Annotated in this window: 17 protein-coding genes; 6 read left to right on the top strand and 11 right to left on the bottom strand. The window is 64.0% G+C overall.

The window, feature by feature from the left end; genetic code table 11:
* Window positions 1–23: 23 nt before the first annotated feature.
* Complete coding sequence (locus CIC12_RS07415) at window positions 24–1,289, top strand: D-amino acid dehydrogenase (RefSeq protein WP_168663502.1); 1,266 nt, start codon at window positions 24–26, stop codon at window positions 1,287–1,289.
* A 214-nt stretch (window positions 1,290–1,503) separates the two neighbouring features.
* Here CIC12_RS07415 and CIC12_RS07410 read toward each other — a convergent pair whose 3' ends face one another.
* The 3 genes from CIC12_RS07410 to CIC12_RS07400 all read right to left on the bottom strand — a co-directional run bounded on the left by CIC12_RS07410 (window position 1,504) and on the right by CIC12_RS07400 (window position 8,793).
* Window positions 1,504–2,973: a glutamate synthase subunit beta gene (locus CIC12_RS07410; RefSeq protein WP_168663501.1), complete on the bottom strand. Its 1,470-nt coding sequence runs from the start codon at window positions 2,971–2,973 to the stop codon at window positions 1,504–1,506.
* A gap of 114 nt (window positions 2,974–3,087) precedes the next feature.
* Window positions 3,088–7,791 (bottom strand): glutamate synthase-related protein, encoded by a 4,704-nt coding sequence (locus CIC12_RS07405; protein ID WP_168663500.1) that lies wholly within the window; start codon window positions 7,789–7,791, stop codon window positions 3,088–3,090.
* Window positions 7,792–8,085: 294 nt separating this feature from the next.
* Window positions 8,086–8,793, bottom strand: coding sequence for a transposase (locus CIC12_RS07400; RefSeq protein ID WP_168663499.1), 708 nt, complete (start codon window positions 8,791–8,793; stop codon window positions 8,086–8,088).
* A gap of 188 nt (window positions 8,794–8,981) precedes the next feature.
* Here CIC12_RS07400 and CIC12_RS07395 point away from each other — a divergent pair, with 188 nt between their 5' ends.
* Both CIC12_RS07395 and CIC12_RS07390 read left to right on the top strand, forming a co-directional pair.
* Window positions 8,982–9,707 carry an OmpW/AlkL family protein gene (locus CIC12_RS07395; protein WP_168663498.1) on the top strand — a complete coding sequence of 242 codons (726 nt, stop codon included), beginning with the start codon at window positions 8,982–8,984 and terminating at the stop codon, window positions 9,705–9,707.
* 346 nt (window positions 9,708–10,053) lie between these two features.
* Window positions 10,054–10,434: a DUF883 family protein gene (locus tag CIC12_RS07390; RefSeq protein WP_168663497.1), complete on the top strand. Its 381-nt coding sequence runs from the start codon at window positions 10,054–10,056 to the stop codon at window positions 10,432–10,434.
* A 167-nt stretch (window positions 10,435–10,601) separates the two neighbouring features.
* On the opposite strand, the gene CIC12_RS07385 is transcribed toward CIC12_RS07390, so the two are convergent.
* The 7 genes from CIC12_RS07385 to pilM all read right to left on the bottom strand — a co-directional run bounded on the left by CIC12_RS07385 (window position 10,602) and on the right by pilM (window position 17,987).
* The gene (locus CIC12_RS07385) at window positions 10,602–11,807 is read right to left on the bottom strand and encodes a deoxyguanosinetriphosphate triphosphohydrolase (protein WP_168663496.1); all 1,206 of its coding nucleotides are present in this window, start codon (window positions 11,805–11,807) and stop codon (window positions 10,602–10,604) included.
* Between the two features lie 75 nt (window positions 11,808–11,882).
* The gene (gene aroB, locus CIC12_RS07380) at window positions 11,883–12,968 is read right to left on the bottom strand and encodes a 3-dehydroquinate synthase (protein WP_168663495.1); all 1,086 of its coding nucleotides are present in this window, start codon (window positions 12,966–12,968) and stop codon (window positions 11,883–11,885) included.
* The gene (locus CIC12_RS07375) at window positions 12,968–13,519 is read right to left on the bottom strand and encodes a shikimate kinase (RefSeq protein WP_168663494.1); all 552 of its coding nucleotides are present in this window, start codon (window positions 13,517–13,519) and stop codon (window positions 12,968–12,970) included. The genes aroB and CIC12_RS07375 overlap by 1 nt, the downstream gene beginning before the upstream one ends.
* A gap of 106 nt (window positions 13,520–13,625) precedes the next feature.
* Window positions 13,626–15,362, bottom strand: coding sequence for a type IV pilus secretin PilQ (locus CIC12_RS07370; protein ID WP_168663493.1), 1,737 nt, complete (start codon window positions 15,360–15,362; stop codon window positions 13,626–13,628).
* Complete coding sequence (locus tag CIC12_RS07365; protein ID WP_168663492.1) at window positions 15,359–16,276, bottom strand: hypothetical protein; 918 nt, start codon at window positions 16,274–16,276, stop codon at window positions 15,359–15,361. Before CIC12_RS07365 ends, CIC12_RS07370 begins: the two co-directional genes overlap by 4 nt.
* The gene (locus CIC12_RS07360) at window positions 16,273–16,998 is read right to left on the bottom strand and encodes a fimbrial assembly protein (protein WP_168663491.1); all 726 of its coding nucleotides are present in this window, start codon (window positions 16,996–16,998) and stop codon (window positions 16,273–16,275) included. Before CIC12_RS07360 ends, CIC12_RS07365 begins: the two co-directional genes overlap by 4 nt.
* Window positions 16,995–17,987 (bottom strand): pilus assembly protein PilM, encoded by a 993-nt coding sequence (gene pilM / locus CIC12_RS07355; protein WP_168663490.1) that lies wholly within the window; start codon window positions 17,985–17,987, stop codon window positions 16,995–16,997. The genes CIC12_RS07360 and pilM overlap by 4 nt, the downstream gene beginning before the upstream one ends.
* Window positions 17,988–18,240: 253 nt before the next feature.
* Here pilM and CIC12_RS07350 point away from each other — a divergent pair, with 253 nt between their 5' ends.
* Window positions 18,241–20,637 carry a penicillin-binding protein 1A gene (locus CIC12_RS07350; protein ID WP_168663489.1) on the top strand — a complete coding sequence of 799 codons (2,397 nt, stop codon included), beginning with the start codon at window positions 18,241–18,243 and terminating at the stop codon, window positions 20,635–20,637.
* Window positions 20,638–20,804: 167 nt separating this feature from the next.
* Here the strand turns inward: CIC12_RS07350 and cyaY are convergent, their stop codons facing one another.
* Window positions 20,805–21,122, bottom strand: coding sequence for an iron donor protein CyaY (gene cyaY / locus CIC12_RS07345; RefSeq protein WP_168663488.1), 318 nt, complete (start codon window positions 21,120–21,122; stop codon window positions 20,805–20,807).
* Between the two features lie 35 nt (window positions 21,123–21,157).
* Between cyaY and CIC12_RS32980 the strand changes: the two genes are divergently transcribed.
* Window positions 21,158–21,514 (top strand): lipoprotein, encoded by a 357-nt coding sequence (locus CIC12_RS32980; protein WP_238812423.1) that lies wholly within the window; start codon window positions 21,158–21,160, stop codon window positions 21,512–21,514.
* Window positions 21,515–21,522: 8 nt separating this feature from the next.
* Window positions 21,523–22,785 (top strand): diaminopimelate decarboxylase, encoded by a 1,263-nt coding sequence (gene lysA / locus CIC12_RS07340; protein WP_168663487.1) that lies wholly within the window; start codon window positions 21,523–21,525, stop codon window positions 22,783–22,785.
* Window positions 22,786–22,796: the final 11 nt, after the last annotated feature.

Genomic DNA, 22,796 nt, shown 5'->3' with positions numbered 1-22,796 from the left:
GCCCGAATTTGCAGTACACACACATGAAAACGATTGTTCTCGGCGGCGGCGTCATCGGCGTCGCCAGCGCTTTTTACCTGTGCCAGCAGGGCGGCGACGTCACGGTGATCGAGCGCGAACCCGACGTCGCGCTCTCCACCAGTTTCGGCAACGCCGGCGTGATCGCCCCGGGCTATGTGACGCCGTGGGCCGCGCCGGGCATGCCGGCCAAAATCCTCAAATACCTGTTCAAGCCCGCCTCCCCGTTGATCTTCCGGCCCACGTTCAATCCCGCGCAATGGCGCTGGATCGCGCGCTGGCTGCGCGAATGCGACCTCGAACGCTTTCGCGTCAACAAACAGCGGATGCAGCGCATCGCCTACTACAGCCGCGACTGTCTGCATGAGTTTCGTGGCCGCCATCCGTTCGATTACGGCCGCAGCCAGGGTTATCTGCAACTGTTTCGCAGCGAGTACGACCTCGAACTCGCTCAACCAGCGCTCGCGGTGCTGCGCGACGCGGGCATTGCGCATCGGGAAATCAACGCGGCGCAATGTGTGGAGATCGAGCCGGGATTGCGCTGGGCCCGTCAGATGCCGCTCGCCGGTCTCTATCTGCCCGACGACGAAGCCGGCGACTGCGCGCGCTTCACCCGCGAGCTGCGCGCGATCTGCGAGCGCAACGGCGTGCGCTTTCGCTTCGACACGCGTGTGACGTCGCTCGATGTGCAAGGCGGAGCGGTGCGCGGCGTGCGCGTCGACAGTGAGCGCGGTAGCGAAGCGTGGCAGGCCGACGCGGTGGTGGTGGCGTTGGGCGTCGATAGCGCGGCGCTGCTCGCACCGCTCGGCGTGAAAGTGCCGCTCTATCCCGTGAAAGGCTATTCGGCGACGCTGCCTGTCACCGACGAAGAAAAGGCCCCCCGCGCCGCGTTGATGGACGAGTCGCTGAAAACGGCGATCACGCGCTTCGGCAACAACCTGCGCGTGGCGGGGACGGCGGAGCTAGGCAATGGCCACTCCACCCTGCGCGAACAGGCGCTGCAGACGTTGATGAAAGTACTCGCCGACTGGTTCCCGCACGCGGCCAATCCCACGTCAGCGCATTTCTGGGTCGGCCGCCGGCCGATGACGCCCGATGGCGCGCCGCTGCTCGGACCATCCGGCGTCGACAATCTGTGGCTGAACCTCGGGCACGGTTCGACCGGCTGGGCGATGTCGATGGGCTCGGGACGCGTGGTCGCGGATCTGATCGCGCAGCGCAAACCGGAGATCGATCTCGAAGGGCTGACGTTAGCGCGGTATCGGAAGTAAGGGCGCATTCGCGCCAGGCGCGCGAACCGCGGGACACTAAAAAGCCGGGTCCACCCTCTCAGGTGGCCCGGCTTTGTTTTTCACCGCTTTGATGTACCGCTTATGTGCCGTTGTTCAGCACATTGTCGTCTCCACCCCTTCCTGCAAGCAGTGGCCGGTTTCCGTGTCACGCCAAGCCGGGCGCGGACCACAACGGAAACCGGCCGGAGACGTTTTAGCGCGGCAGTTCCGAATGACCCATCAGGAACGCATCGACCGAACGCGCGCACTGACGGCCTTCGCGAATCGCCCACACCACCAGCGATTGGCCGCGACGCATATCGCCGGCGGTGAACACCTTGTCCACCGACGTGTAATACGCCTTGTCGCCTTCGGTCGACGCGCGCACGTTGCCGCGCGCATCCTTGTCGACGCCGAACGCTTCGAGCACCGGCGATACCGGTTGCGTGAAGCCCATCGCGAGCAGCACCAGATCGGCTTTCATTTCGAATTCCGAGTTCGGCACTTCCTGCATCTTGCCGTCCTTCCATTCGACGCGCGCGGCGATCAGCTTCTCGACCTTGCCGTTCTTGCCTTCGAGGCGCTTGGTCGCAACCGCCCAATCGCGCTCGCAGCCTTCGTCATGCGACGACGACGTGCGCAGCTTGATCGGCCAGTACGGCCACACGAGCGGCTTGTTCTCTTCTTCGGGCGGTTGCGGCAGCAATTCGAATTGCGTGACGCTCTTTGCGCCGTGACGATTCGACGTGCCCACGCAGTCCGAACCCGTGTCGCCGCCGCCGATCACGACCACGTGCTTGCCCTTCGCGAGCAACTGGTTCGCGACCTTGTCGCCCGCGTTGACCTTGTTCTGCTGCGGCAGGAAGTCCATCGCGTAGTGAACGCCTTCGAGCTCGCGGCCCGGCACAGGCAGATCGCGCGGCGTTTCCGAACCGCCTGCGATCACCACTGCGTCGAACTGTTCCTTCAGCTCGGCCGGCGTGATGGTTTCCTTCGACGTGTTGCCGATGTAGGCCGGCAGCGAGTCCGCGCGGCCGACGAATACGTTGGCGCGGAACGTCACGCCTTCGGCTTCCATCTGACGCATGCGGCGATCGATCAGCCACTTCTCCAGCTTGAAGTCGGGGATACCATAGCGCAGCAAGCCACCGATGCGGTCGTTCTTCTCGAACACGGTGACATCGTGCCCCGCGCGCGCGAGTTGCTGCGCGACAGCGAGACCCGCGGGGCCAGAGCCGACCACCGCGACCTTCTTGCCGGTCTTGTGCTTCGGCGGCTGCGGCGCCACCCAGCCTTCGGCCCAAGCCTTGTCGATGATCGCGTGCTCGATCGACTTGATGCCGACGGGGTCGTCGTTGATACCGAGCGTACACGCCGCTTCGCACGGTGCCGGACAGATGCGGCCCGTGAACTCCGGGAAATTGTTCGTGGAGTGCAGCACTTCGATCGCGTTCTTCCAGTCCTGATGGAACACCAGGTCGTTGAAGTCGGGGATGATGTTGTTCACCGGGCAGCCGTTGTTGCAAAACGGAATGCCGCAGTCCATGCAACGTGCGCCTTGAATCTTCGCTTCGTCGTCGCTGAGAGCCGCGACGAATTCCTTGTAGTGCTTCACACGCGTGAGCGGAGCTTCGTACGCCTCGTGGCGGCGTTCGAACTCGAGAAAACCGGTTGCCTTGCCCATGTGGTTCTCTTCTCTATCTGTATCTAGGGGTGATCTGGACCCGCCGCGCGTCGGGTTGCCGAGCGGCGGCGGGTACGGCTAATGGTGACGTCCTGCTGACGAACAGCGCGGCGATCAGGCGGCGAGCACTTCCTTGTTCGCCTTCTTCGCTGCGAGTTCGCCCAGCGCGCGCTTGTATTCGGTCGGGAACACCTTCACGAATTGACGGCGCGATGCGTCCCAGTTTTCGAGCAGCGCTTTTGCACGCGGCGAACCGGTGAACTGGAAGTGACGCTCGATGAGCCCCTTCAGCAGTGCCTCGTCGGTGCTCTCGGCGTGCCACAGGCCCTTGTCGACCGTACGTTCCTGTTCAGCCTGTTGCAAGACCGGATCGAGCGCGACCATCGACTTGTTGCACTTGCTCGCGAACGTGCTGTCCGGATCGAACACATACGCAACGCCGCCCGACATGCCGGCCGCGAAGTTACGGCCCGTTTCGCCGAGCACGACGACCGTGCCGCCCGTCATGTATTCGCAACCGTGGTCACCCGTGCCTTCGACAACTGCCGTCGCGCCCGAGTTACGCACGCAGAAACGCTCGCCTGCAACGCCACGGAAGAACGCTTCACCTTCAATCGCGCCGTACATCACCGTGTTGCCGCAGATGATGTTCTCTTCCGACTTGCCGCGGAAATCGTTGGTCGGACGGATGATGATGCGGCCGCCCGACAGGCCCTTGCCCACGTAGTCGTTGCCGTCACCGACCAGATCCAGCGTGACGCCCTTCGCGAGGAACGCGCCGAAGCTCTGACCTGCGGTGCCCTTCAACTGGATATGCACCGTGTCGTCGGCGAGACCGTCGTGGCCGTACTTCTTCGCGATCGTGCCGGACAGCATCGCGCCGACCGTACGGTTCACGTTGCGCACCGGCTGGATGAACGAGACGTGCTCGCCCTTCTCGATCGCCGCCTTCGCCTTTTCGATCAGCGTGTGGTCGAGTGCCTTGTCCAGTCCATGGTCCTGCACGTCGACGTGCTTGCGCGCCACGTCGGCGGGCACTTGCGGCTGATAGAACACGCGCGAGAAGTCGAGACCCTTCGCCTTCCAGTGCTCGATGCCCTTCTTCGTGTCGAGCAGTTCGGCACGGCCGATCAGGTCGTCGAACTTGCGAATGCCCAGTTGCGCCATGATCTCGCGCGCTTCTTCCGCAACGAAGAAGAAGAAGTTCACGACGTGTTCCGGCTGGCCCTGGAACTTCGCACGCAGCACCGGATCTTGCGTCGCGACGCCGACCGGGCAGGTGTTCAGGTGGCACTTGCGCATCATGATGCAGCCTTCGACGACGAGCGGCGCCGTCGCGAAGCCGAACTCGTCCGCGCCGAGCAGCGCGCCGATCACGACGTCGCGGCCGGTCTTCATCTGACCGTCGGCCTGCACGCGGATACGGCCGCGCAACTGGTTCAGCACCAGGGTTTGCTGCGTTTCGGCGAGACCCAGCTCCCACGGCGTGCCGGCATGCTTCACCGACGACAGCGGCGATGCACCCGTGCCGCCATCATGGCCGGCGATCACGACGTGATCGGCCTTCGCCTTCGCGACACCCGCGGCAACCGTGCCGACGCCCGATTCCGACACCAGCTTCACCGACACGCTTGCCGCCGTGTTGGCGTTCTTCAGGTCGTGAATCAGCTGCGCCAGATCTTCGATCGAGTAGATGTCGTGGTGCGGCGGCGGCGAAATCAGACCGACGCCCGGCACCGAGTAACGCAGCTTGCCGATGTAGTCCGACACCTTGTGGCCCGGCAGTTGACCGCCTTCGCCCGGCTTCGCGCCCTGCGCCATCTTGATCTGGATCTGATCGGCCGACGCGAGGTACTCCGCCGTCACGCCGAAACGGCCCGACGCGACCTGCTTGATGCGCGAGCGCAGCGAATCGCCTTCCTTCAACGGAATGTCGACAATCACTTCGTCGCCGATCACGGACTTCATCGTGTCGCCGTTCTTGATCGGAATGCCGCGCAGTTCGTTGCGATAACGGTTCGCGTCCTCGCCGCCTTCGCCGGTGTTCGACTTGCCGCCGATGCGGTTCATCGCAACCGCCAGCGTGGCGTGCGCTTCGGTGCTGATCGAGCCCATCGACATCGCGCCGGTGGCGAAACGCTTGACGATCTCCTTCGCCGATTCCACTTCGTCGAGCGGGATCGCCTTGGTTGGGTCGAACTTGAATTCGAACAGGCCGCGGAACGTCATGTGGCGCTTGGTCTGATCGTTGATCAGATGCGCGTATTCCTTGTATGTCTGATACGAGTTGCTGCGCGCCGAGTGTTGCAGCTTGGCGATCGCATCCGGCGTCCACATGTGTTCTTCGCCGCGCACGCGGTACGCATACTCGCCGCCCGCGTCGAGCATGTTCGCGAGAATCGGGTTGTCGCCGAACGCGTCGCGGTGCAGACGGATCGCTTCTTCCGCGACGTCGAACAGGCCGATGCCGCCGACCTTCGACGACGTGCCCTTGAAGTACTTCTGAACCAGGTCTTCAGCCAGGCCCACCGCTTCGAAAATCTGCGCGCCGGTGTACGACATGTAGGTCGAAATGCCCATCTTCGACATGACCTTCATGAGGCCCTTGCCGACTGCCTTGGTGAAGTTGTAGACCGCCTTCTCCGCCGACAGGTCGCCCTTCAGCCCGCTGGCAAGCTGACCGAGCGTTTCCATCGCGAGGTACGGGTGCACGGCTTCCGCGCCGTAGCCCGCGAGCAGCGCGAAGTGGTGCGTCTCACGCGCCGAACCGGTTTCGACGACGAGGCCCGTGCTCGTGCGCAGACCTTGCTGCACGAGGTGGGTGTGGATCGCCGCAGTGGCGAGCAGCGCCGGAATCGCGACGTTGTCGCGGTCGGTCTTGCGGTCCGACACGATCAGCATGTTGTAGCCGGACTTGACCGCATCGACGGCTTCCGCGCACAGCGACGCGAGACGCGCTTCGATACCTTCCTTGCCCCAAGCCACCGGGTAGCAGATGTTCAGTTCGTACGAACTGAACTTGCCGCCCGTGTACTGATCGATCGCGCGGATCTTCGCGATGTCCTTGAAGTCGAGCACGGGCTGCGACACTTCTAGGCGCATCGGCGGGTTGATGTTGTTCGTATCCAGCAGGTTCGGCTTCGGACCGACGAACGACACCAGCGACATCACCATGTTTTCACGGATGGGGTCGATCGGCGGGTTCGTGACCTGCGCGAACAGCTGCTTGAAGTAGTGATACAGCGTCTTGTTCTTGTTGGACATGACCGCGAGCGGCGAGTCGTTGCCCATCGAGCCGACCGCTTCTTCACCGGCTTGCGCCATCGGTGCCATCAGGAACTTGAGGTCTTCCTGCGTGTAGCCGAAAGCCTGCTGACGATCCAGCAAAGCAGCGGCTTCGCGGCGTTCCGTCGCGACGTCTTCGGCCTTCGCCTCGATTTCATCGAGCTTGATCCGGACCGCGTCGATCCAGCTCTTGTACGGCTTGGCGTTCGCCAGGTTGTCCTTCAGTTCCTTGTCGTCGATGATGCGGCCGTGTTCCATGTCGATCAGGAACATCTTGCCCGGCTGCAGACGCCACTTCTTGACGATCTTCGACTCGGGAATCGGCAACGTGCCCGCTTCCGACGCCATGATGACGAGGTCGTCATCCGTGACGATGTAGCGAGCCGGACGCAGGCCGTTACGGTCGAGCGTCGCGCCGATCTGACGGCCGTCGGTGAAGGCGATTGCAGCGGGGCCGTCCCACGGCTCCATCATCGCGGCATGGTATTCGTAGAACGCACGGCGGTTGTCGTCCATCAGCGTGTGCTGTTCCCAGGCTTCCGGGATCATCATCATCATCGCGTGGACGAGCGGGTAGCCGGCCATCACCAGCAGTTCGAGACAGTTGTCGAACGAGGCGGTGTCCGATTGGCCCGGATAGATCAGCGGCCACAGCTTCGGCAGATCGTCGCCGAGCACGTGCGACGCGATTGCGCCGGTACGGGCGTTCAGCCAGTTGACGTTGCCCTTCACCGTGTTGATTTCGCCGTTGTGGGCGATCATGCGGTACGGGTGAGCCAGCTCCCACGCCGGGAACGTGTTGGTCGAAAAGCGTTGGTGCACCAACGCCAGCGCCGAGACCGTGCGCTCGTCCTGCAGGTCGCGGTAGTACACGCCAACCTGGCCGGCCAGCAGCAGCCCCTTGTAGACGACCGTGCGCGCCGACATCGACGGGACGAAGTATTCCTTGCCGTGCTTGAGCTTGAGCGCCTGGATGCGGTGGCTCGCGGTCTTGCGGATCACGTACAGCTTCCGCTCGAGCGCGTCCGTCACGATGATGTCCTTGCCGCGGCCGATGAAGATCTGGCGGATCAGCGGCTCGCTCGCCTTCACGGTGGGCGAAATCGGCATGGTGTGGTCGACCGGCACGTCGCGCCAGCCCAGCACGACCTGGCCTTCGGCCTTCACCGTACGCTCGAGCTCCTGTTCGCAAGCGAGGCGCGATGCGTGTTCTTTCGGCAGGAACACCATGCCGACGCCGTACTCGCCGTACGGCGGCAGCGTCACGCCTTGTTTGGCCATTTCCTCACGATAGAAACCGTCCGGAAGCTGGATCAGGATGCCCGCGCCGTCGCCCATCAGCGGATCGGCGCCGACGGCGCCCCGGTGGTCGAGGTTCTCGAGAATCTTCAGGCCTTGCTCGATGATCTCGTGGCTCTTGTGGCCCTTAATGTGAGCAACGAAGCCGACGCCACAGGCGTCGTGCTCGTTTTGCGGGTCGTAAAGACCTTGCGCGGCGGGAACCGGGTGAGTCGGTTGCAGGTGGTCGTTCATGGGGACACCGTCTGTGAGGGGCCGGACAGGCCGTTAAAACCATTTTTCTATTGCCGCAGTTGGCATCGCAACCACGACGGCGCCTTTTATGCTGAGCGTTACGCGTATCAAAAAGCGCCGGAATTCGGAATATACGCGACGAATCAATGGAATAGCAAATAAAACGTACTGATTGAACCCCAATTATCAAATTGGTGCATCGCGATCAATTTATATTGGTGCCATATCAAAATGGGGCAAAAGAAAACGGCATGCGCGATGCCGTTTTCCTGCAGATCGTTGACGCGAAACGCTTTATTGCGTGTGCGGCGTTTCGCGGACCTTGCGCGGCCGCCCGCGCGGCAGCGGCGAGACACGCCGGTTTGCGGCCCGCGCTGCCCATTCCCGGTAGGTATCGCTGCCCAGAACCCAGCCTTTCAGCGTAGCCTGCTGCAGCTGGCTGGCTTCGCGTTCGTCGAGCGGCTGCTCGCACAATTCGCGGTACGCGCGCTGACGCTCGAACGGCGTGTTGCCCAAAGACCAGTACAGCGGATGGTCGGTGATCAGGCTGTCGAGCGTAAGGCCGATGTGATGACGGTAGCTCGACCAGCGATAGTCCTCTGGCGCGTTGACGAGTTGCGCGCGCACCGGACACATTTCGACGACACGGCTCGCCAGCAGAAAGTAACGCTCGCCTTCGATCACGGTGGCCCGATAGCGGCCTTCCCACAGCGTGCCGCGGCGCGCGTAGCGTCGATTGAAATGCGCGACATAGCGACGACCCACCGCCTGCATCGCCTTGGGCAAGCTCGACTCTTCCGTGGGCGTGACGAGCAGCTGCACGGCGCCCGGCATCAATGCGTACGCGTGGATCGAAAGATGATGGTCGCGAGAAGCCGCTTTCAGGCAGTCGATGAAGAGCTCGTAGTCCTGGTCGTCGACGAATGCGGGCTGCTGATCGAGCCCGCGAAGGATGACGTGCTGCGGCTGGTCAGGGACATAAAGACGTGCAAGCCGTGCCATGCTGGAGTATCCAATAGTCGCGTTGGTACATACCCGAAGGTCCGAAAAAACCGCATGCGCTCAAGGTTCGGCGCGGCGCGGCTCAACCAGAAACCGCGCGGCGCTTAGGGAGAAAGCTCTAACTGCCGCGTATGGTTTGTTTCAAACGTTCTCGTCATAATGAGCGGGCCTTTTTTGGAGGAGCACATATGAAATTAAAACAGGCCGTAACGGGGATGGCGGCGCTAGTCTGCATGACTACTGCAGCGCACGCACAATCGGCCGGCAGTTTTTACGTCACGACGGGCTGGTTCCATCTTGCGCCTCAATCGAGCAGCGACCCATTGAGAGTGACAAGCATTGGCGGCAGCCCGACCAACATCACAGAACCGAACACCGGGGCATCACTCAGTTCAGCCGACACCATCGGCTTCACTGCGGGTTACTTCATCACCGACCACATCGCAACCGAATTCGTCATCGGCTACCCGCCTTCCTTCGATCTGAACGGCACCGGCAGCCTCGAACAATTCGGCAAGCTGGGCCAGGCGAAACAGTGGAGCCCGACTCTGCTGTTCAAGTACTACTTCAACGCTCCGACCGCTGCATTCCGTCCGTATCTGGGCATCGGGGTGAGCCGCATCTGGTTCACGGACGAAAAGATCACCAACAGCGCCTTCGAAGCCAACGTTCTGCATGGTCCGACCAGCGTCACCACGGATAGTTCGTGGGAGCCCGTGTTTAATGCCGGTTTCACCTACGCGTTCAACCAGCACTGGTTCGCGGGCGTCTCGATCTCCTACTTGCCGCTCAGCACCACGGCCAAGCTGAACACCGCCGCGAATACGCCGGTCGGCACACTGAACGTGCAGTCGCAGACCAAGATCAAGCTGAACCCGATCGTTACCTACGTCAACATTGGTTACCGTTTCTAACGCTTCGAGAAATGGGGGGCGTAGAGCTAGGGTAGTCGAATTTTCGTGGCTTGGACAACGCCGCCATCCATTCGATGACGGCGTTTCTATTTGCGCTCGCAGCAAGGGGATTTGCGGTACGGCGAACCAGGTGCGGCCCCGCACGCGTGAGCATTTGTAAATTTGACCTGAAATCGGCTCGGCTCGTGCAATATCTGCGGAGAATTCTTGACCCGCGCCACGCCCGGAGGGGCTTTACGGGTTTGGCACCGAAGTTGCGTTCTCACGGTGTTTCTCGCGTTCTGACGCGTTAGCGCGTCCTGGTGACAACGCGTGAACTCTTTTCACCCTCATCGACGGAGCGACCATGACAGCACTTCCGAATACGAGAGACGCCCTCGGCGAATCCTGGACCAGCACGAGCCGGCGCGCGCGGCGCATCGCCCGCCACAGCCGTCATGCGGCCGAAGACATCGCGGGCGAGTTGCGCACGCTGTTGACCGAACTCGAATCCACGCTGGCGGACGGCACCCACGCCGACGCGGTGGCATTGCGCGGCAAGCTGCGCAAACAGCTGGACGCCGCGCGCAGCCGCCTGAACGATACCCGCGAAGTCGTGCGTGAACGCGCCGAAGTCGCGATGTCCGACGCGGACGATTACGTGCATGAGAATCCGTGGCAGACGATCGCAATCGTCGGCGGGGTGGCGCTGATCGCGGGCGCGTTGTTCGCGTCGCGGTTGCGCTGAGGTGCACTTCCGTGCGCGCCCGAGTTGCACTCCTTGGCTACGCTGAGTGAAGAGTCGCGCCGCCATGATTCCGGCGGCTTTGACTGACGGCAGTCAGTTGCGATGGCGAGTGTGCGCATGCGTCGGCTCCCGAACAAGGGGGCCGACGTCCATTTGTATGCCGTGCGCTAGTTGTCGTCGATCACGAACAGCCGCTGATACTCTTTCACCGCATAGCGATCCGTCATGCCCGCGATGTAGTGGGCAATCAGCCGCGGCTGCTGCGTCACGTCCGTCGATTGATAGCCCGGCGGCAATAGTCGCGGATCTTCCGTGAACGCGTCGAACAGGCCTATCACCACGCGGCGCGCCTTGTTGGCCATGCGCATCACGCGGTAGTGGCGATACAGGTTCTTGAACAGGAAGCGCTTGAGCGCCGCAGCCTGAGCGGCAATCGCGTCGCTGTGCGCGACGAGCGCGGGCGCGGCGCGCACGGCTTCGAGCGAGGCCGGCGCATGCCGGGCGATGTTCTCCCGCGCCGTATCGATGAGATCCACGACCAGCGTGTTGATGATTCGCCGCACAGTCTCATGGATCAGCCTGCGCCCTTCGATCTGCGGAAAATCGCGACGCGACGCCTCGAAATGCGTCTGCCATAGCTCGACTTCGGCAAGCTGCTCGACCGTGATGAGGCCTGAGCGCAGACCGTCGTCGACGTCGTGATTGTTGTACGCGATCTCATCGGCGACATTCGCGATCTGCGCTTCGATGGATGGCTGGCGGCCTTCGAGAAAACGCTCGCCCAACGCACCGAGCCGCCGCGCGTTTTCTCGCGAGCAATGCTTGAGGATGCCCTCGCGCGTTTCGAAGCACAGGTTCAGGCCGTTGAACGCGCCGTAGTGCTCCTCCAGATCGTCGACGACCGCGAGGCTTTGCAGGTTGTGCTCGAAGCCGCCGTGCTCGCGCATGCATTCGTTCAACGCGTCCTGGCCGGCATGGCCAAAGGGCGTATGGCCGAGATCGTGAGCAAGGGAAATGGCTTCGACGAGGTCTTCGTTGACGCGCAGATTGCGCGCCACAGAACGCGCGATCTGCGCGACCTCCAGGCTGTGCGTAAGGCGTGTGCGGAACAGGTCGCCCTCGTGATTCACGAACACCTGAGTCTTGTATTCGAGCCGGCGAAATGCCGTCGAGTGGACGATGCGGTCGCGGTCGCGCTGGAACTCGGTGCGCGCGCTCGGCGCGGCTTCGGGATAACGGCGGCCGCGCGATTGCGCGGAATGCGCCGCATACGGCGCGAGGTGCGCTTCGAGTGCATCCTGTGTAGGCACGGCGATCGCCGCCACGCCTGCCTTCGGGTCATGCTGTACATCGTCGCTGCGCCTGTCAGTCACCGGGTTCTCCGAAACATGGGCGGCGCCTCGTGACGCGGGCGCGTGATGCGTCGCTGGGAACTTGCCTCGCCGTGTCTAGACAGCGGCGGCCAGCGTGGCGTGCACCTCGGCGTCGGGCGCCTGGGTGATCAGCGTCTCACCGAAACGCTTCAGCAGAATGAATTTGATCGCGCCGGCTTCCGCCTTCTTGTCGACCTGCATCAGTTCGACATAGCGCCTTTCGCCGAGCGCAGGCGCTTTGGTTGGCAAGTGCGCGGCAATGATCACGTCGACGAGGCGCCGGCGCGCGGCATCGTCGAGATAGCCCATGCGCACGGACAGATCCGCCGCCATCGCCATCCCGCAGCCAACGGCCTCGCCGTGCAGCCACTCGCCGTAGCCGAGGCCGGCCTCGATCGCGTGGCCGAACGTGTGGCCGAAGTTGAGGATCGCGCGCAGTCCGCCTTCGCGCTCGTCCTTGGCCACCACCGACGCCTTGATCTCGCACGAACGCTTGACCGCCTCGGTCAACGCCCCGGGCTCGCAGCGATTCAATGCCTCGATGTTGGCTTCGATCCAGGTGAAGAAATCGGCGTCGGCGATCGCGCCGGTCTTGATCACTTCGGCGACGCCCGCCGCCAGTTCACGCGCGGGCAGTGTGCGCAGCGCGCCGATGTCGGCGATCACCGCCTGGGGCTGGTAGAACGCGCCGATCATGTTCTTGCCGAGCGGGTGATTGATGCCGGTCTTGCCGCCCACCGACGAATCCACCTGCGACAGCAACGTAGTCGGCACCTGAATGAACGGCACGCCGCGCATATAGCAGGCCGCGGCAAAACCCGTCATATCGCCGATCACGCCGCCGCCCAGAGCAATGAGCGTGGTCTTGCGATCGGCGCGCGAGCCGAGCAGCGCGTCGAAGATCAAATTCAGGGTGCCGAGGTTCTTGTGCGCCTCGCCGTCCGGCAAGACCACCGTCGACACCAGTTTGCCGAGCGGCGCGAGCGCAGCGCGCAGCGTGTCGCCGTAGAGCGGGTCGACCGTGGTGTTCGTGACGATGGTGACCGAGCTGCCGGCGATATGCGGCGCGAACAGCGCAGTCTGGCCGATCAGATCGGCACCGATGTGGATAGGGTAGGCGCGCTCGCCCAGTTCGACGTTGACGGTAATCATACGGTCCATTATGACGCAGGATGTTTGGCGACGCCGGCCATCTCGAGCTGCATCAGAACCATGTTGACGAGTCCGTTGACCGACGGCCGGCCAGTTTCGATCACAAAATGCGCGCACTCGCGGTAGAGCGGGTCACGTACTTCGTAGAGCGCTTCGAGGCGCGCTTTGGGATCCTCGGTCTGCAAAAGCGGGCGGTTCTTGTCGCGCCGCGTGCGCAGCCACAGGTCGTGAGGATTGGCCCGCAGATAGATCACAACGCCGTTGTTCTGGAGCGCCGCGCGATTTTCCGGCCGCAGCACCGCGCCGCCGCCCGTCGCCAGCACGATATTGTCGCGCCCGGCGAGTTCGGAAATCACGCTCGCCTCGCGCTCGCGGAAGCCCGCTTCGCCTTCCATCTCGAAGATCACGGGGATGCGCGCACCCGTGCGCGCCTCGATTTCATGGTCGGAATCGAAGAACGGGCGATCGAGACGGCGCGCAATGGCCCGGCCCACGGTGGTTTTTCCTGCCCCCATGAGACCTACAAAAAATACATTGGCGTGTGCATCCCGCGCTTGCAACGGTGTCCTCTGGCTAATCCGGTATGGTTCGTGCCGCAGCTTACTGGCAAAGCGGCTGCCTTGTCGAGCCTACGCGCCGCCGCTGGCGAGCGGCGGCGGCCTGCCCCTAATTTATCGGAACGACGCTCGGCGTGATGAAAACAGCCAGCTCGCTACGCTGGTCGCGATGCGCCCGACTGCGGAAAAGCGCGCCCAAAATCGGTATTTTGCCCAGGACAGGCACTCTGGTCACATCGTCCCGGTCGTCGGACGCGTAAATTCCGCCGATCGACACCGTACCACCATCCTCGACTTCGACACGCGTCTGAACGTGTTTGGTGTTGATCGCGGGGCCGGCGTCGGTCTGTTCGCCGACGCTGTCCTTGGCGACATCGAGGTCCAGCACCACGCGGCCGTCCGGCATGATTTGCGGCTCGACCTCCAGTTTGAGCGTAGCACGGCGAAACTGCACGCCCGACACGCCCTGTGCCACCTTGGCCTGATACGGCAGCTCGGTGCCCTGCTCGACCACCGCCTTCATGCGGTCGGCGGTGACGACCCGCGGGCTTGAGATGATTTTGCCGCGTCCCTCCGCTTCGAGCGCGCTCAACTGGATATTCAGCAGCCGCGTCGCGCCGGCTGCGAACAATGTGAGCCCAGCCGTGGCGGCGTCGAAACCGGAGATCGGCCGGGCGGACAGATCGTAGACGGTGCCGTCGGTGCCGCCGTTCAGACCTTTCGCTGCCCCATCGGTATTCGTGGCCGCTAGCGAGAGCCGCACGCCGAGGTTGCGCGAAAAGCCATGATCTCCCTCGACGATTTGCGCTTCGATCAGCACCTGGCGAGTCGGCCTGTCGACGGCGACGAGCAGCGCCGCGATCTGTTCGAGGCGCCCCGCGAGATCGGTCACAAACAGCAGATTGGTGCGCGGATCGGCGGTCACGGCGCCGCGTTTGGACAGCACGCGCTGCGTCCCCGAGCCGGTCAGCAGGCGCCGCACGTCCTCGGCGTGCGCGTAGTGCAGCTCGAAAGTGCGGCTCGCGAGCGGTTCGATGTCGGCGGCCCGCGCGTGCGCTTCAAAACGCTGCCGCTCGCGTGCGGCCAGATCCGCGACCGGTGCAACCCAGATCACGTTGCCGTGCCGCTCCATCGCGAGGTTGTTGACGTCGAGCAAGGTATCGAACGCGGTACGCCACGGCACCTTGTCGAGCCGCAACGACACGGCGCCACGCACTCGTTCGCTCGCGACGATGTTCAGCCCCGTGAATTCGGCAAACGCTTTGAGCACGGCGCCGAGTTCGGCGCGCTGAAAATTCATCGAGATCGGTTTGTCGTCGGCGGCGAGGCCCGCGTCGGCTGCGCTTCTGGGTCCGTTACTCAGACGCACGCGCGGCGGCAACGGCACCGGCGGACCTTCGAGCGCGCTGGCCTCGGCGCTATCGTCGCGAGCCGCAGGGGGCGACTGTTTTGCGCCCAGCGGCACGGAGCCCTCGGCGGCTGCCGCGAAATCGTCCCTGGCGTTGTCGTTGGCCGACGACGCGGCCGTTCGCGCGGCCGCAGTGTCCTCCGCTAGATTGTCGCGAAACGGATTCGGCACTTCCCGGGAAGCGGCGCGCGGCAGCTGGGCTGCGCCGTACGCGGGATCGGCAGACGCCACTGCGTCGTCGAGCGGCATGACACCCGGCAGCGGCGGCAGCAGCGGCAGTGGTGGCGTCGAAGCACACGCGATGCCTGCGCCGAGCGCCGCACTGATGCAAAGGCCGATGCACGTTCGAACCCACAGACGCGTGCGAACACCGGAAGATGCGTGAACACCGATGCGCACACACGTCGCAAGCGGCGGCTTCGTCAGTCTTTTCGTCATGAAGCCTCCGCGAGTGCGAGCGTGCGTGTCGTATCGCCTCTCGCGAGCGTAATGCCGAGCACGTCGAGCCGCGTCACGCGCTCGGCCCCCAACTGCTGCCCCGATGCGACGGTCGTCGCGCCGTCCGGCGTATCGAGCAAGGCGAGGCCGTGCGTGCGATCGCGCAACACGCCGACCAGACGCAGTTGCGAGACATCGGGCAACTCGCCGGCTGCCCGCATCTGCGGTTGCGCGAACGGGTCGAAGAACACGATGTCCTCGTCGTCCGCGTCAAGGCTCGCGTCGTCGAACGCGTGCGCGGCATCATTCGAAGAAGCGGGCCGCAGCGCGCTGAACACCCGCAGCGTCGCACGCACCGACAACGACGCGGCGTCCTGCTTGACGGACACATCGACCGGAACGATCAGCACTGGCAAGTCCGACAGTCCGTGCAGAAACGCCATCAGGTGGACAAAGTCCGTGCGAGCAGTGAGCTGCAAAGGGCGCATGCGTTCGACGCCTTCGCCACTGGCCGCACCCGGCTCGAGCGCATACAAGGCGACGTTATTCGCGGCAGCCAATTCGGAAACGATGCGCACATCGTCCGCGGAACTCCACGAGGCAGCCGGCGACACTGCGGGGCTCGCCGTGGCTTCGCGGCGCAACGAGGGCAATTGCGCAAGCGAACGGCGCGCGTGCGCAAGACGCTGAGCGCTCGCGGCCAACGCCGCGCGGCTCGCCTCGACCCCGCCAAGATCGGCGACGATCCAGCCGTGCGCGCCCAGCCCGAACACCAGCACGGCGATCAACAACGCGACCAGCCAGCGCCGGCGCAGGCTCCACGCCGCGAGCGGTAACCGCAACCGCCTGGTCCAGTGGCCAACAGAGAATTGGGAGGTGGCCACGCCGCCAGCCCCGGCAAAGATCGTACTCATTTCACACCTCCCGACTGTTCGGACTTCACAGGACGCGCCGCCGCAGCTGCCGCAACGTGGGCAGCTTTCGGCGCCGGCTCGTCCCAGCGCAGACGTGCGCCGAATTCGACCGGGCCGCTCACGCTTTCGTCCGCGGGCGAGTTGCCGCGCGTCGTCGGGCGATGCAGGTCGCTCATCTCCGCGCCCTTTACGCCGCGGATCGCACTCAGGCGCTTGAGCCACTCGGCCGACGCCAAATGTCCGCGCGACGTCGCCAGCAACTCGGTTTCGTGCTCGCGCTGGCGCAACTGCCGCAACACCACACCATCGCCGGGTTCGAAACTCAGTGCTTCGAGCAGATCGAGCAGATGCGCGAGCGGCTCCGACAAACTCGTCGCGCGTGCGGCGCGCTTGCGCAACTCGTCTTGTTCGCGCAGCAAGGTGGCGTGTTCCGCGAGCGGCACAGTGAGTCCTGTCAGGGCGCGTTCGATCGACGCGCGCTGTGCATCGAGACGCGTCTTCCCGAATGCCTGCCACCCGCCCAATGCGAGGACAGCGGCGCAACCCGCGAGCACGGCAGCACCCCATTCGCACGCACGACGACGCCGCGCGAGCCGCACGTTGCGTTGCCGGTACGGCAGCAGATTGAAGCCGCCGAGCCACGGACGCGCGAGACGCGCGGCACGCGACGAAACCGCCGCGTGCGAACCAGCCGCCCCTGAAAATGAAAGGCGGCCCATCATTCGATCACCCCGCGCAACGCAAGCCCGAACGCGACCGCCCCGGCCGGCTCATGCAGCAGCTCGTCGCTGAGCGGTCGCACGAGCCCACCCAGCACCGCGCATTCGAACGGCAACACTGTGCAGCCCAACACGTCCGCGATATCGGCCAGCGTGAAACCCACACCGTCTAGCAGATCGACTTCGCCGCTCACCAATGCGCAGTCGAGGACGGGACCATGCACGAGATCGCGCAACGCATCGGCGAGATCGGCATGCTCGGGCGCCGGATAACGCATTTCGCCAGCGATGGAGTCGTCCACGATGCGCCAGCCGTATACGCCGTCTGTGCCAATCCACAGCGCCACATACGGCTCGAGCGGATCGAGTTCGCGGCTCGCCGCGTAGCGCATTGCGCGCAGCGCTGCATGCGGCTCGCCATCGACGGCGGTGAGCGAGATGCCGGCTGTCGCCGCGCACTCCATGCGCGCTTCGAGATGCTGGCGCGCGGTGGCGGCGATCTTCACCGAGCGAATCGGCGACGGCGTTTCGTCGACCGACCAGTCGACCGCCAATGCATGTCGCTCGATTCCCGCGATGCGTTCCGCCTCGCCCATCACCGCAGGCTCCAGTGCGGTTAATGCATGGCCGCCGTCGTCCGCGCAATGGCTTTGCGCGGCGAGCCGCGCAAGCGGCACCGTGGTGGTCGACGTCGCCGACGCGGGCACTGCCATCGCGCATTGCAACGCGTGCGTCGCACACGCACGCGGCAAACCGGCGAACGCGTCGCGCAACGCACGCGCCACCGCCTGGCGGTCGGCGATCTCCGTGCCGGCCATCGCACCGGCGGCAAGCGCGACGGTGCTGACATATTCGAGATGCAGCGCGCCGTGGGCGCGCGAACGCTGACTTACCACGACGAGACGCACGTTTTGCGAACCGACATCGATCCCGGCGCCGAAACGCTGCCGCCCTGATCGCACTGCCTGATGCCACGAATTTCTGAACCCCATCACGCCCTCCCTCTGACTCTCGCGACGAACCATTCGAACGCAAGTGACGAGGGAGAATTGTGCGTAGTCGCGCCGCCGCGCGACACTCGGCCGAACGGCTAACGTTGCGCAGCACACGCCCTGCGCGTGATCAAAGCGTCTACAGTGAAGTCATTCCCGCGCGGTGCGCGCAGGCCTGACAGCACGCCTCGTAAGCGAGCCGAAAGCTAAAAGCGAGGCGGCTATAATCGCGGGACTGTTTTTTGGTACATATATGCAATCCACGTCTCCTACGTCCCCGCCGCCCGCGCCTCAGAAGCGCAAACGCCCGCTATGGCTCAAGCTCTTCCTCGGCTTTTTCGGCCTGATAGTCGCGGGCATTCTGTGCGTGCTGCTGGTACTCGGTTATGCGCTCGTCGTCGCCACGCCGAATCTGCCCTCGCTCGATGCGCTGACCGACTATCGCCCGAAAGTGCCGCTGCGCATCTATACGGCCGACCACGTGCTGATCGGCGAATTCGGTGAAGAGCGGCGCGACATCGTGCATATCCAGGACGTGCCCGATAGTCTGAAGAAGGCGATTCTCGCGATCGAAGACGCGCGCTTCTATGATCACGGTGGCGTCGACCTCACCGGCATTGCGCGCGCCGGCTTCGTCGCGCTGACCAACGGCCACGCCACCCAGGGCGCCAGTACGATCACGATGCAGGTGGCGCGCAACTTCTTCCTGTCGAGCGAGAAGACCTATACGCGCAAGATCTACGAGATGCTGCTCGCGTACAAGATCGAGTCGAAGCTGACGAAAGATCAGATTCTCGAGGTGTACATGAATCAGATCTATCTCGGCCAGCGCGCGTATGGTTTCGCCAGCGCGGCACGCGTGTACTTCGGCAAGGATCTGAAGGATCTGACGCTGGCCGAGTCGGCGATGCTCGCCGGTCTGCCGAAGGCGCCGTCCGCCTATAACCCGGTGGTCAATCCGAAGCGTGCGAAGGTGCGTCAGGAATACATCCTTCAGCGCATGTATGAACTGCACTACATCACGCAGGAACAATACGACGACGCCAGCAAACAGGCGCTCGTCGTCAAGGGCGCCGGCAAGGAATTCAGCGTGCATGCGGAGTACGTCGCGGAAATGGTGCGGCAGATGATGTACGCGCAGTATCGCGAAGAAGCGTACACGCGCGGCCTGAACGTCGTGACCACGATCGACTCGGCCGATCAGGACGTCGCCTACCGCGCGCTGCGCAAAGGACTGATGGACTACGAACGCCGCCACGGCTACCGGGGTCCGGAGGCGTTCATCAACTTGCCGGCCGATGCCGGTGACCGCGAACAGGCGATTGACGACGCGCTGCTCGAACATCCGGACAACGGCGAACTCATCGCAGCAGTCGTTACGGCGGCAAGCCCGAAGCAGGTGCAGGCCACGTTCATCGACGGTAATGTCGCGACCATCCAGGGCGACGGCCTGCGTTTCGCGCAGTTCGCGCTCGGGCCGCGCGCGCAGCCGAATCAACGCGTGCGGCCCGGCGCGATCATCCGCCTCGCGAAGAACGACGACGGCGACTGGTCGATCACGCAATTGCCGCAAGTGGAAGGCGCGTTCGTTTCGGTGATCCCGCAGGACGGTGCGATTCGCGCGCTGGTCGGCGGCTTCGATTTCAACAAGAACAAATTCAATCACGTGACCCAGGCCTGGCGTCAGCCAGGTTCGAGCTTCAAGCCATTCATCTACTCGGCGTCGCTCGAAAAAGGGCTTGGGCCGGCCACCATCATCAACGACGCGCCGCTCTTTTTCAGCGCCGCCGAAACCGGCGGCCAGGCGTGGGAGCCGAAGAACTACGGCGGCGGCTTCGATGGTCCGATGACCATGCGCACCGCGCTGCAGAAATCGAAGAACCTGGTGTCGATCCGCATCCTGAACCAGATCGGGCCGAAGTACGCGCAGCAGTACATCACGCGCTTCGGCTTCGACGCGGAGCGTCACCCGGCCTATCTGCCCATGGCGCTTGGCGCGGGTCTCGTCACACCGTTGCAGATGGCGGGCGCGTTCTCGGTGTTCGCAAACGGCGGCTACCGCGTCAATCCGTATCTGATCGCCGAAGTCACCGATCAGCGCGGCATCGTAGTGGCGCACGCGCAGCCGCTGGTGGCCGCGCAAAGCGCGCCGCACGCGATCGAGCCGCGCAACGCGTACGTGATGAACAGCCTGCTGCAGAGCGTCGCGCAACGCGGCACGGGCGCGAAAACCAACGTGCTCAAGCGTACCGATCTGGCCGGCAAGACGGGCACGACCAACGATTCGCGCGACGCGTGGTTCGCCGGTTATCAGCACACACTCACGGCGATCGCGTGGATCGGCTATGACAATCCGCGCAGTCTCGGCGACAAGGAAACCGGCGGCGGCCTCGCGTTGCCGGTATGGATCGAGTACATGGGACGCGCGCTCAAAGGCGTGCCGGAGTACAAGATGGCGCGCCCCGACGATGTGACCGAAGTCGGCTCGGAGCTTTACTTCGACGACTTCACGCCGGGGCACGGTTTCGTCGCGACAGTCGGCGTCAGTCAGGCGACGCTGGACGCCGAGGCGAGCGCGGCGGCGGCCGCGCCCCAGCAGGTCGGCGAACAGGAAAAGCAGGACATCATGAACCTTTTCCGCGGACACTGACGCGTTGCCTGGTGTCGCTGGAAAAAACAAAACCGCCGCGCTCGAAAGATGCGCGGCGGTTTTGTTTTAGGCGTCTGATGTGCGCTACGCAGCGCTTGCTCGCCGCTGCCGGGCATTCGAGCGCGTCATCGTCAGCGTCAGCGTCAACGCCGAACTCGGCGCGATGCTTACGCCGGGAAGCAAACCGGTTGACCCGCCTGCTGCGTCGCGTACTCCGACAGCGCGGCGAAAAACTCGGCGCCGCTGCGCGTATCGCGCCATTCGCCATCAACGAAACGGAAGTGAAAACCACCCGCTTTCGCGGCGATCCAGATCTCGCTCATCGGCGGTTGCAGGTTGACGATAATCTTCGAGCGATTCTCGAATTCGAGCGTCAGCACGTTGCCGCTGCGCTCGAGTTCGATGTCGGCATCGGTGTCGTCCAGCGCGCGTTCGATGGCGGCTAGCGCGGCTTCCGCACGGGTCAGGTAATCACTATCGGACATGCTAAACTCCATCGATTATTTATTCAGGGACAGTCATGCGAGTCGTATCTCGGATGCGCGCGGCGGCGCCCGGCCGCGCGATTGTAGCGGGTTTAGCCATTCTCGCAGGTTGTGCACTCGGTGGTTCGCTCGCCGGTTGCGGGCAACGCGGTTCGCTCTATTTACCGACCGTACCTCCGCTTCCTGCTCCGCCGGCCTCCCGCACGCAAACTCCGCCACCGGAGAGCGCGCAACCCGCTTCGGCAAGCGCCACTGAGCTGAGCACCGTGCCGGATACCTCGGGCACACCGCTCTCGCTGGCACCGGAAACCGAACTCGCCACGCCGCCAGCTTCCGCTGCATCCGGTACCGCCGCTCCGCTGCCTGCCTCCGCCGTCACCCCCGTTCAATAGACTTTCGCATGACTCGATCCGCATTTGACTACGTCGACGGCGTATTGCACGCCGAAGGCGTGTCCGCCGTCTCTCTCGCCGAACAGTTCGGCACGCCGCTGTACGTCTATTCGCGCGCCGCGCTCACCGAAGCCTGGCACGCGTATGCGGGCGCTTGCGCCGGTCGTCGCGCGAGCGTGCACGTGGCCGTCAAGGCCAACAGTAATCTCGCGGTGCTGAACGTGTTCGCACGTCTTGGCGCGGGCTTCGACATCGTGTCGGGCGGCGAACTGGCGCGCGTGCTCGCGGCCGGCGGCAAAGCGGAGAACACTGTGTTTTCCGGCGTGGGCAAGAACGCGCAAGAGATGCGCGACGCGCTCGCGGCGGGCGTCAAATGCTTCAACGTCGAATCGATTCCCGAGCTCGATCGCCTGAACGCGGTCGCGGCGGACATGGGCAAGAAGGCGCCGGTGTCGTTGCGCGTGAATCCGGACGTCGATGCGAAAACGCATCCGTACATCTCCACCGGGCTGAAGTCGAACAAGTTCGGCGTCGCCTTCGAAGACGCGCGCGCCACGTATCGCACCGCCGCAGCAATGGCGAATCTGGACGTGGTCGGTATCGACTGCCATATCGGTTCGCAGATCACCGAAGTCGCGCCTTATCTCGACGCGGTCGACAAGGTGCTGGAACTGGTCGAGCAGATCGAGCAGGACGGCGTGAAGATTCGCCACATCGACGTAGGCGGCGGTCTCGGCATCACCTACGACGACGAAACGCCGCCGGAAATCGGCGAGTTCGTGCGCACCGTGCTCGATCGCATCGAAGCGCGCGGTCACGGCCATCGTGAAGTGTATTTCGAGCCGGGCCGTTCGCTGGTCGGCAATGCGGGCGTGCTGCTTACGCGTCTCGAGTTTCTGAAGCCGGGTGCTGAAAAGAACTTCGCCATCGTCGACGCGGCGATGACCGATCTCGCGCGCCCCGCGATGTACGAGGCGTATCACGCCATCGACCCCGTCGTGAAGCGCGACGTGCCGGCTCATGTCTACGACGTGGTCGGCCCGGTTTGCGAAAGCGGCGACTGGCTCGGCCGCGAACGGCTGCTGGCGATCGACCCGGGCGATCTGCTGGCGATCCGCTCGGCCGGCGCCTACGGCTTCGTGATGAGCTCGAACTACAACACACGTCCACGTGCGGCCGAGGTGATGGTCGATGGTACACAGGTCCATGTGGCTCGCGCGCGTGAAGAGGTCAAGCAGCTGTTTTCGGGCGAAGCCATCCTGCCGGCGTAAACGGTAGCGCC

The organism is Paraburkholderia sp. SG-MS1, assembly GCF_012275575.1.
Lineage (GTDB): Bacteria > Pseudomonadota > Gammaproteobacteria > Burkholderiales > Burkholderiaceae > Paraburkholderia.
The sequence above is the reverse complement of the archived record's forward strand: the minus strand, read 5'-3'. Positions and strand labels throughout refer to the sequence as shown.

What these genes read in the sequence shown, in the direction of transcription:
- CIC12_RS07405 (WP_168663500.1), bottom strand. Translation starts at nt 7,791, where the DNA reads ATGAACGACCACCTGCAACCGACTCACCCGGTTCCCGCCGCGCAAGGT.
- CIC12_RS07415 (WP_168663502.1), top strand. Translation starts at nt 24, where the DNA reads ATGAAAACGATTGTTCTCGGCGGCGGCGTCATCGGCGTCGCCAGCGCT.
- CIC12_RS07350 (WP_168663489.1), top strand. Translation starts at nt 18,241, where the DNA reads ATGCAATCCACGTCTCCTACGTCCCCGCCGCCCGCGCCTCAGAAGCGC.
- aroB (WP_168663495.1), bottom strand. Translation starts at nt 12,968, where the DNA reads ATGGACCGTATGATTACCGTCAACGTCGAACTGGGCGAGCGCGCCTAC.
- CIC12_RS07400 (WP_168663499.1), bottom strand. Translation starts at nt 8,793, where the DNA reads ATGGCACGGCTTGCACGTCTTTATGTCCCTGACCAGCCGCAGCACGTC.
- CIC12_RS32980 (WP_238812423.1), top strand. Translation starts at nt 21,158, where the DNA reads ATGCGAGTCGTATCTCGGATGCGCGCGGCGGCGCCCGGCCGCGCGATT.
- CIC12_RS07410 (WP_168663501.1), bottom strand. Translation starts at nt 2,973, where the DNA reads ATGGGCAAGGCAACCGGTTTTCTCGAGTTCGAACGCCGCCACGAGGCG.
- CIC12_RS07390 (WP_168663497.1), top strand. Translation starts at nt 10,054, where the DNA reads ATGACAGCACTTCCGAATACGAGAGACGCCCTCGGCGAATCCTGGACC.
- CIC12_RS07360 (WP_168663491.1), bottom strand. Translation starts at nt 16,998, where the DNA reads ATGATGGGCCGCCTTTCATTTTCAGGGGCGGCTGGTTCGCACGCGGCG.
- CIC12_RS07395 (WP_168663498.1), top strand. Translation starts at nt 8,982, where the DNA reads ATGAAATTAAAACAGGCCGTAACGGGGATGGCGGCGCTAGTCTGCATG.
- CIC12_RS07370 (WP_168663493.1), bottom strand. Translation starts at nt 15,362, where the DNA reads ATGACGAAAAGACTGACGAAGCCGCCGCTTGCGACGTGTGTGCGCATC.
- CIC12_RS07365 (WP_168663492.1), bottom strand. Translation starts at nt 16,276, where the DNA reads ATGAGTACGATCTTTGCCGGGGCTGGCGGCGTGGCCACCTCCCAATTC.
- lysA (WP_168663487.1), top strand. Translation starts at nt 21,523, where the DNA reads ATGACTCGATCCGCATTTGACTACGTCGACGGCGTATTGCACGCCGAA.
- cyaY (WP_168663488.1), bottom strand. Translation starts at nt 21,122, where the DNA reads ATGTCCGATAGTGATTACCTGACCCGTGCGGAAGCCGCGCTAGCCGCC.
- pilM (WP_168663490.1), bottom strand. Translation starts at nt 17,987, where the DNA reads ATGGGGTTCAGAAATTCGTGGCATCAGGCAGTGCGATCAGGGCGGCAG.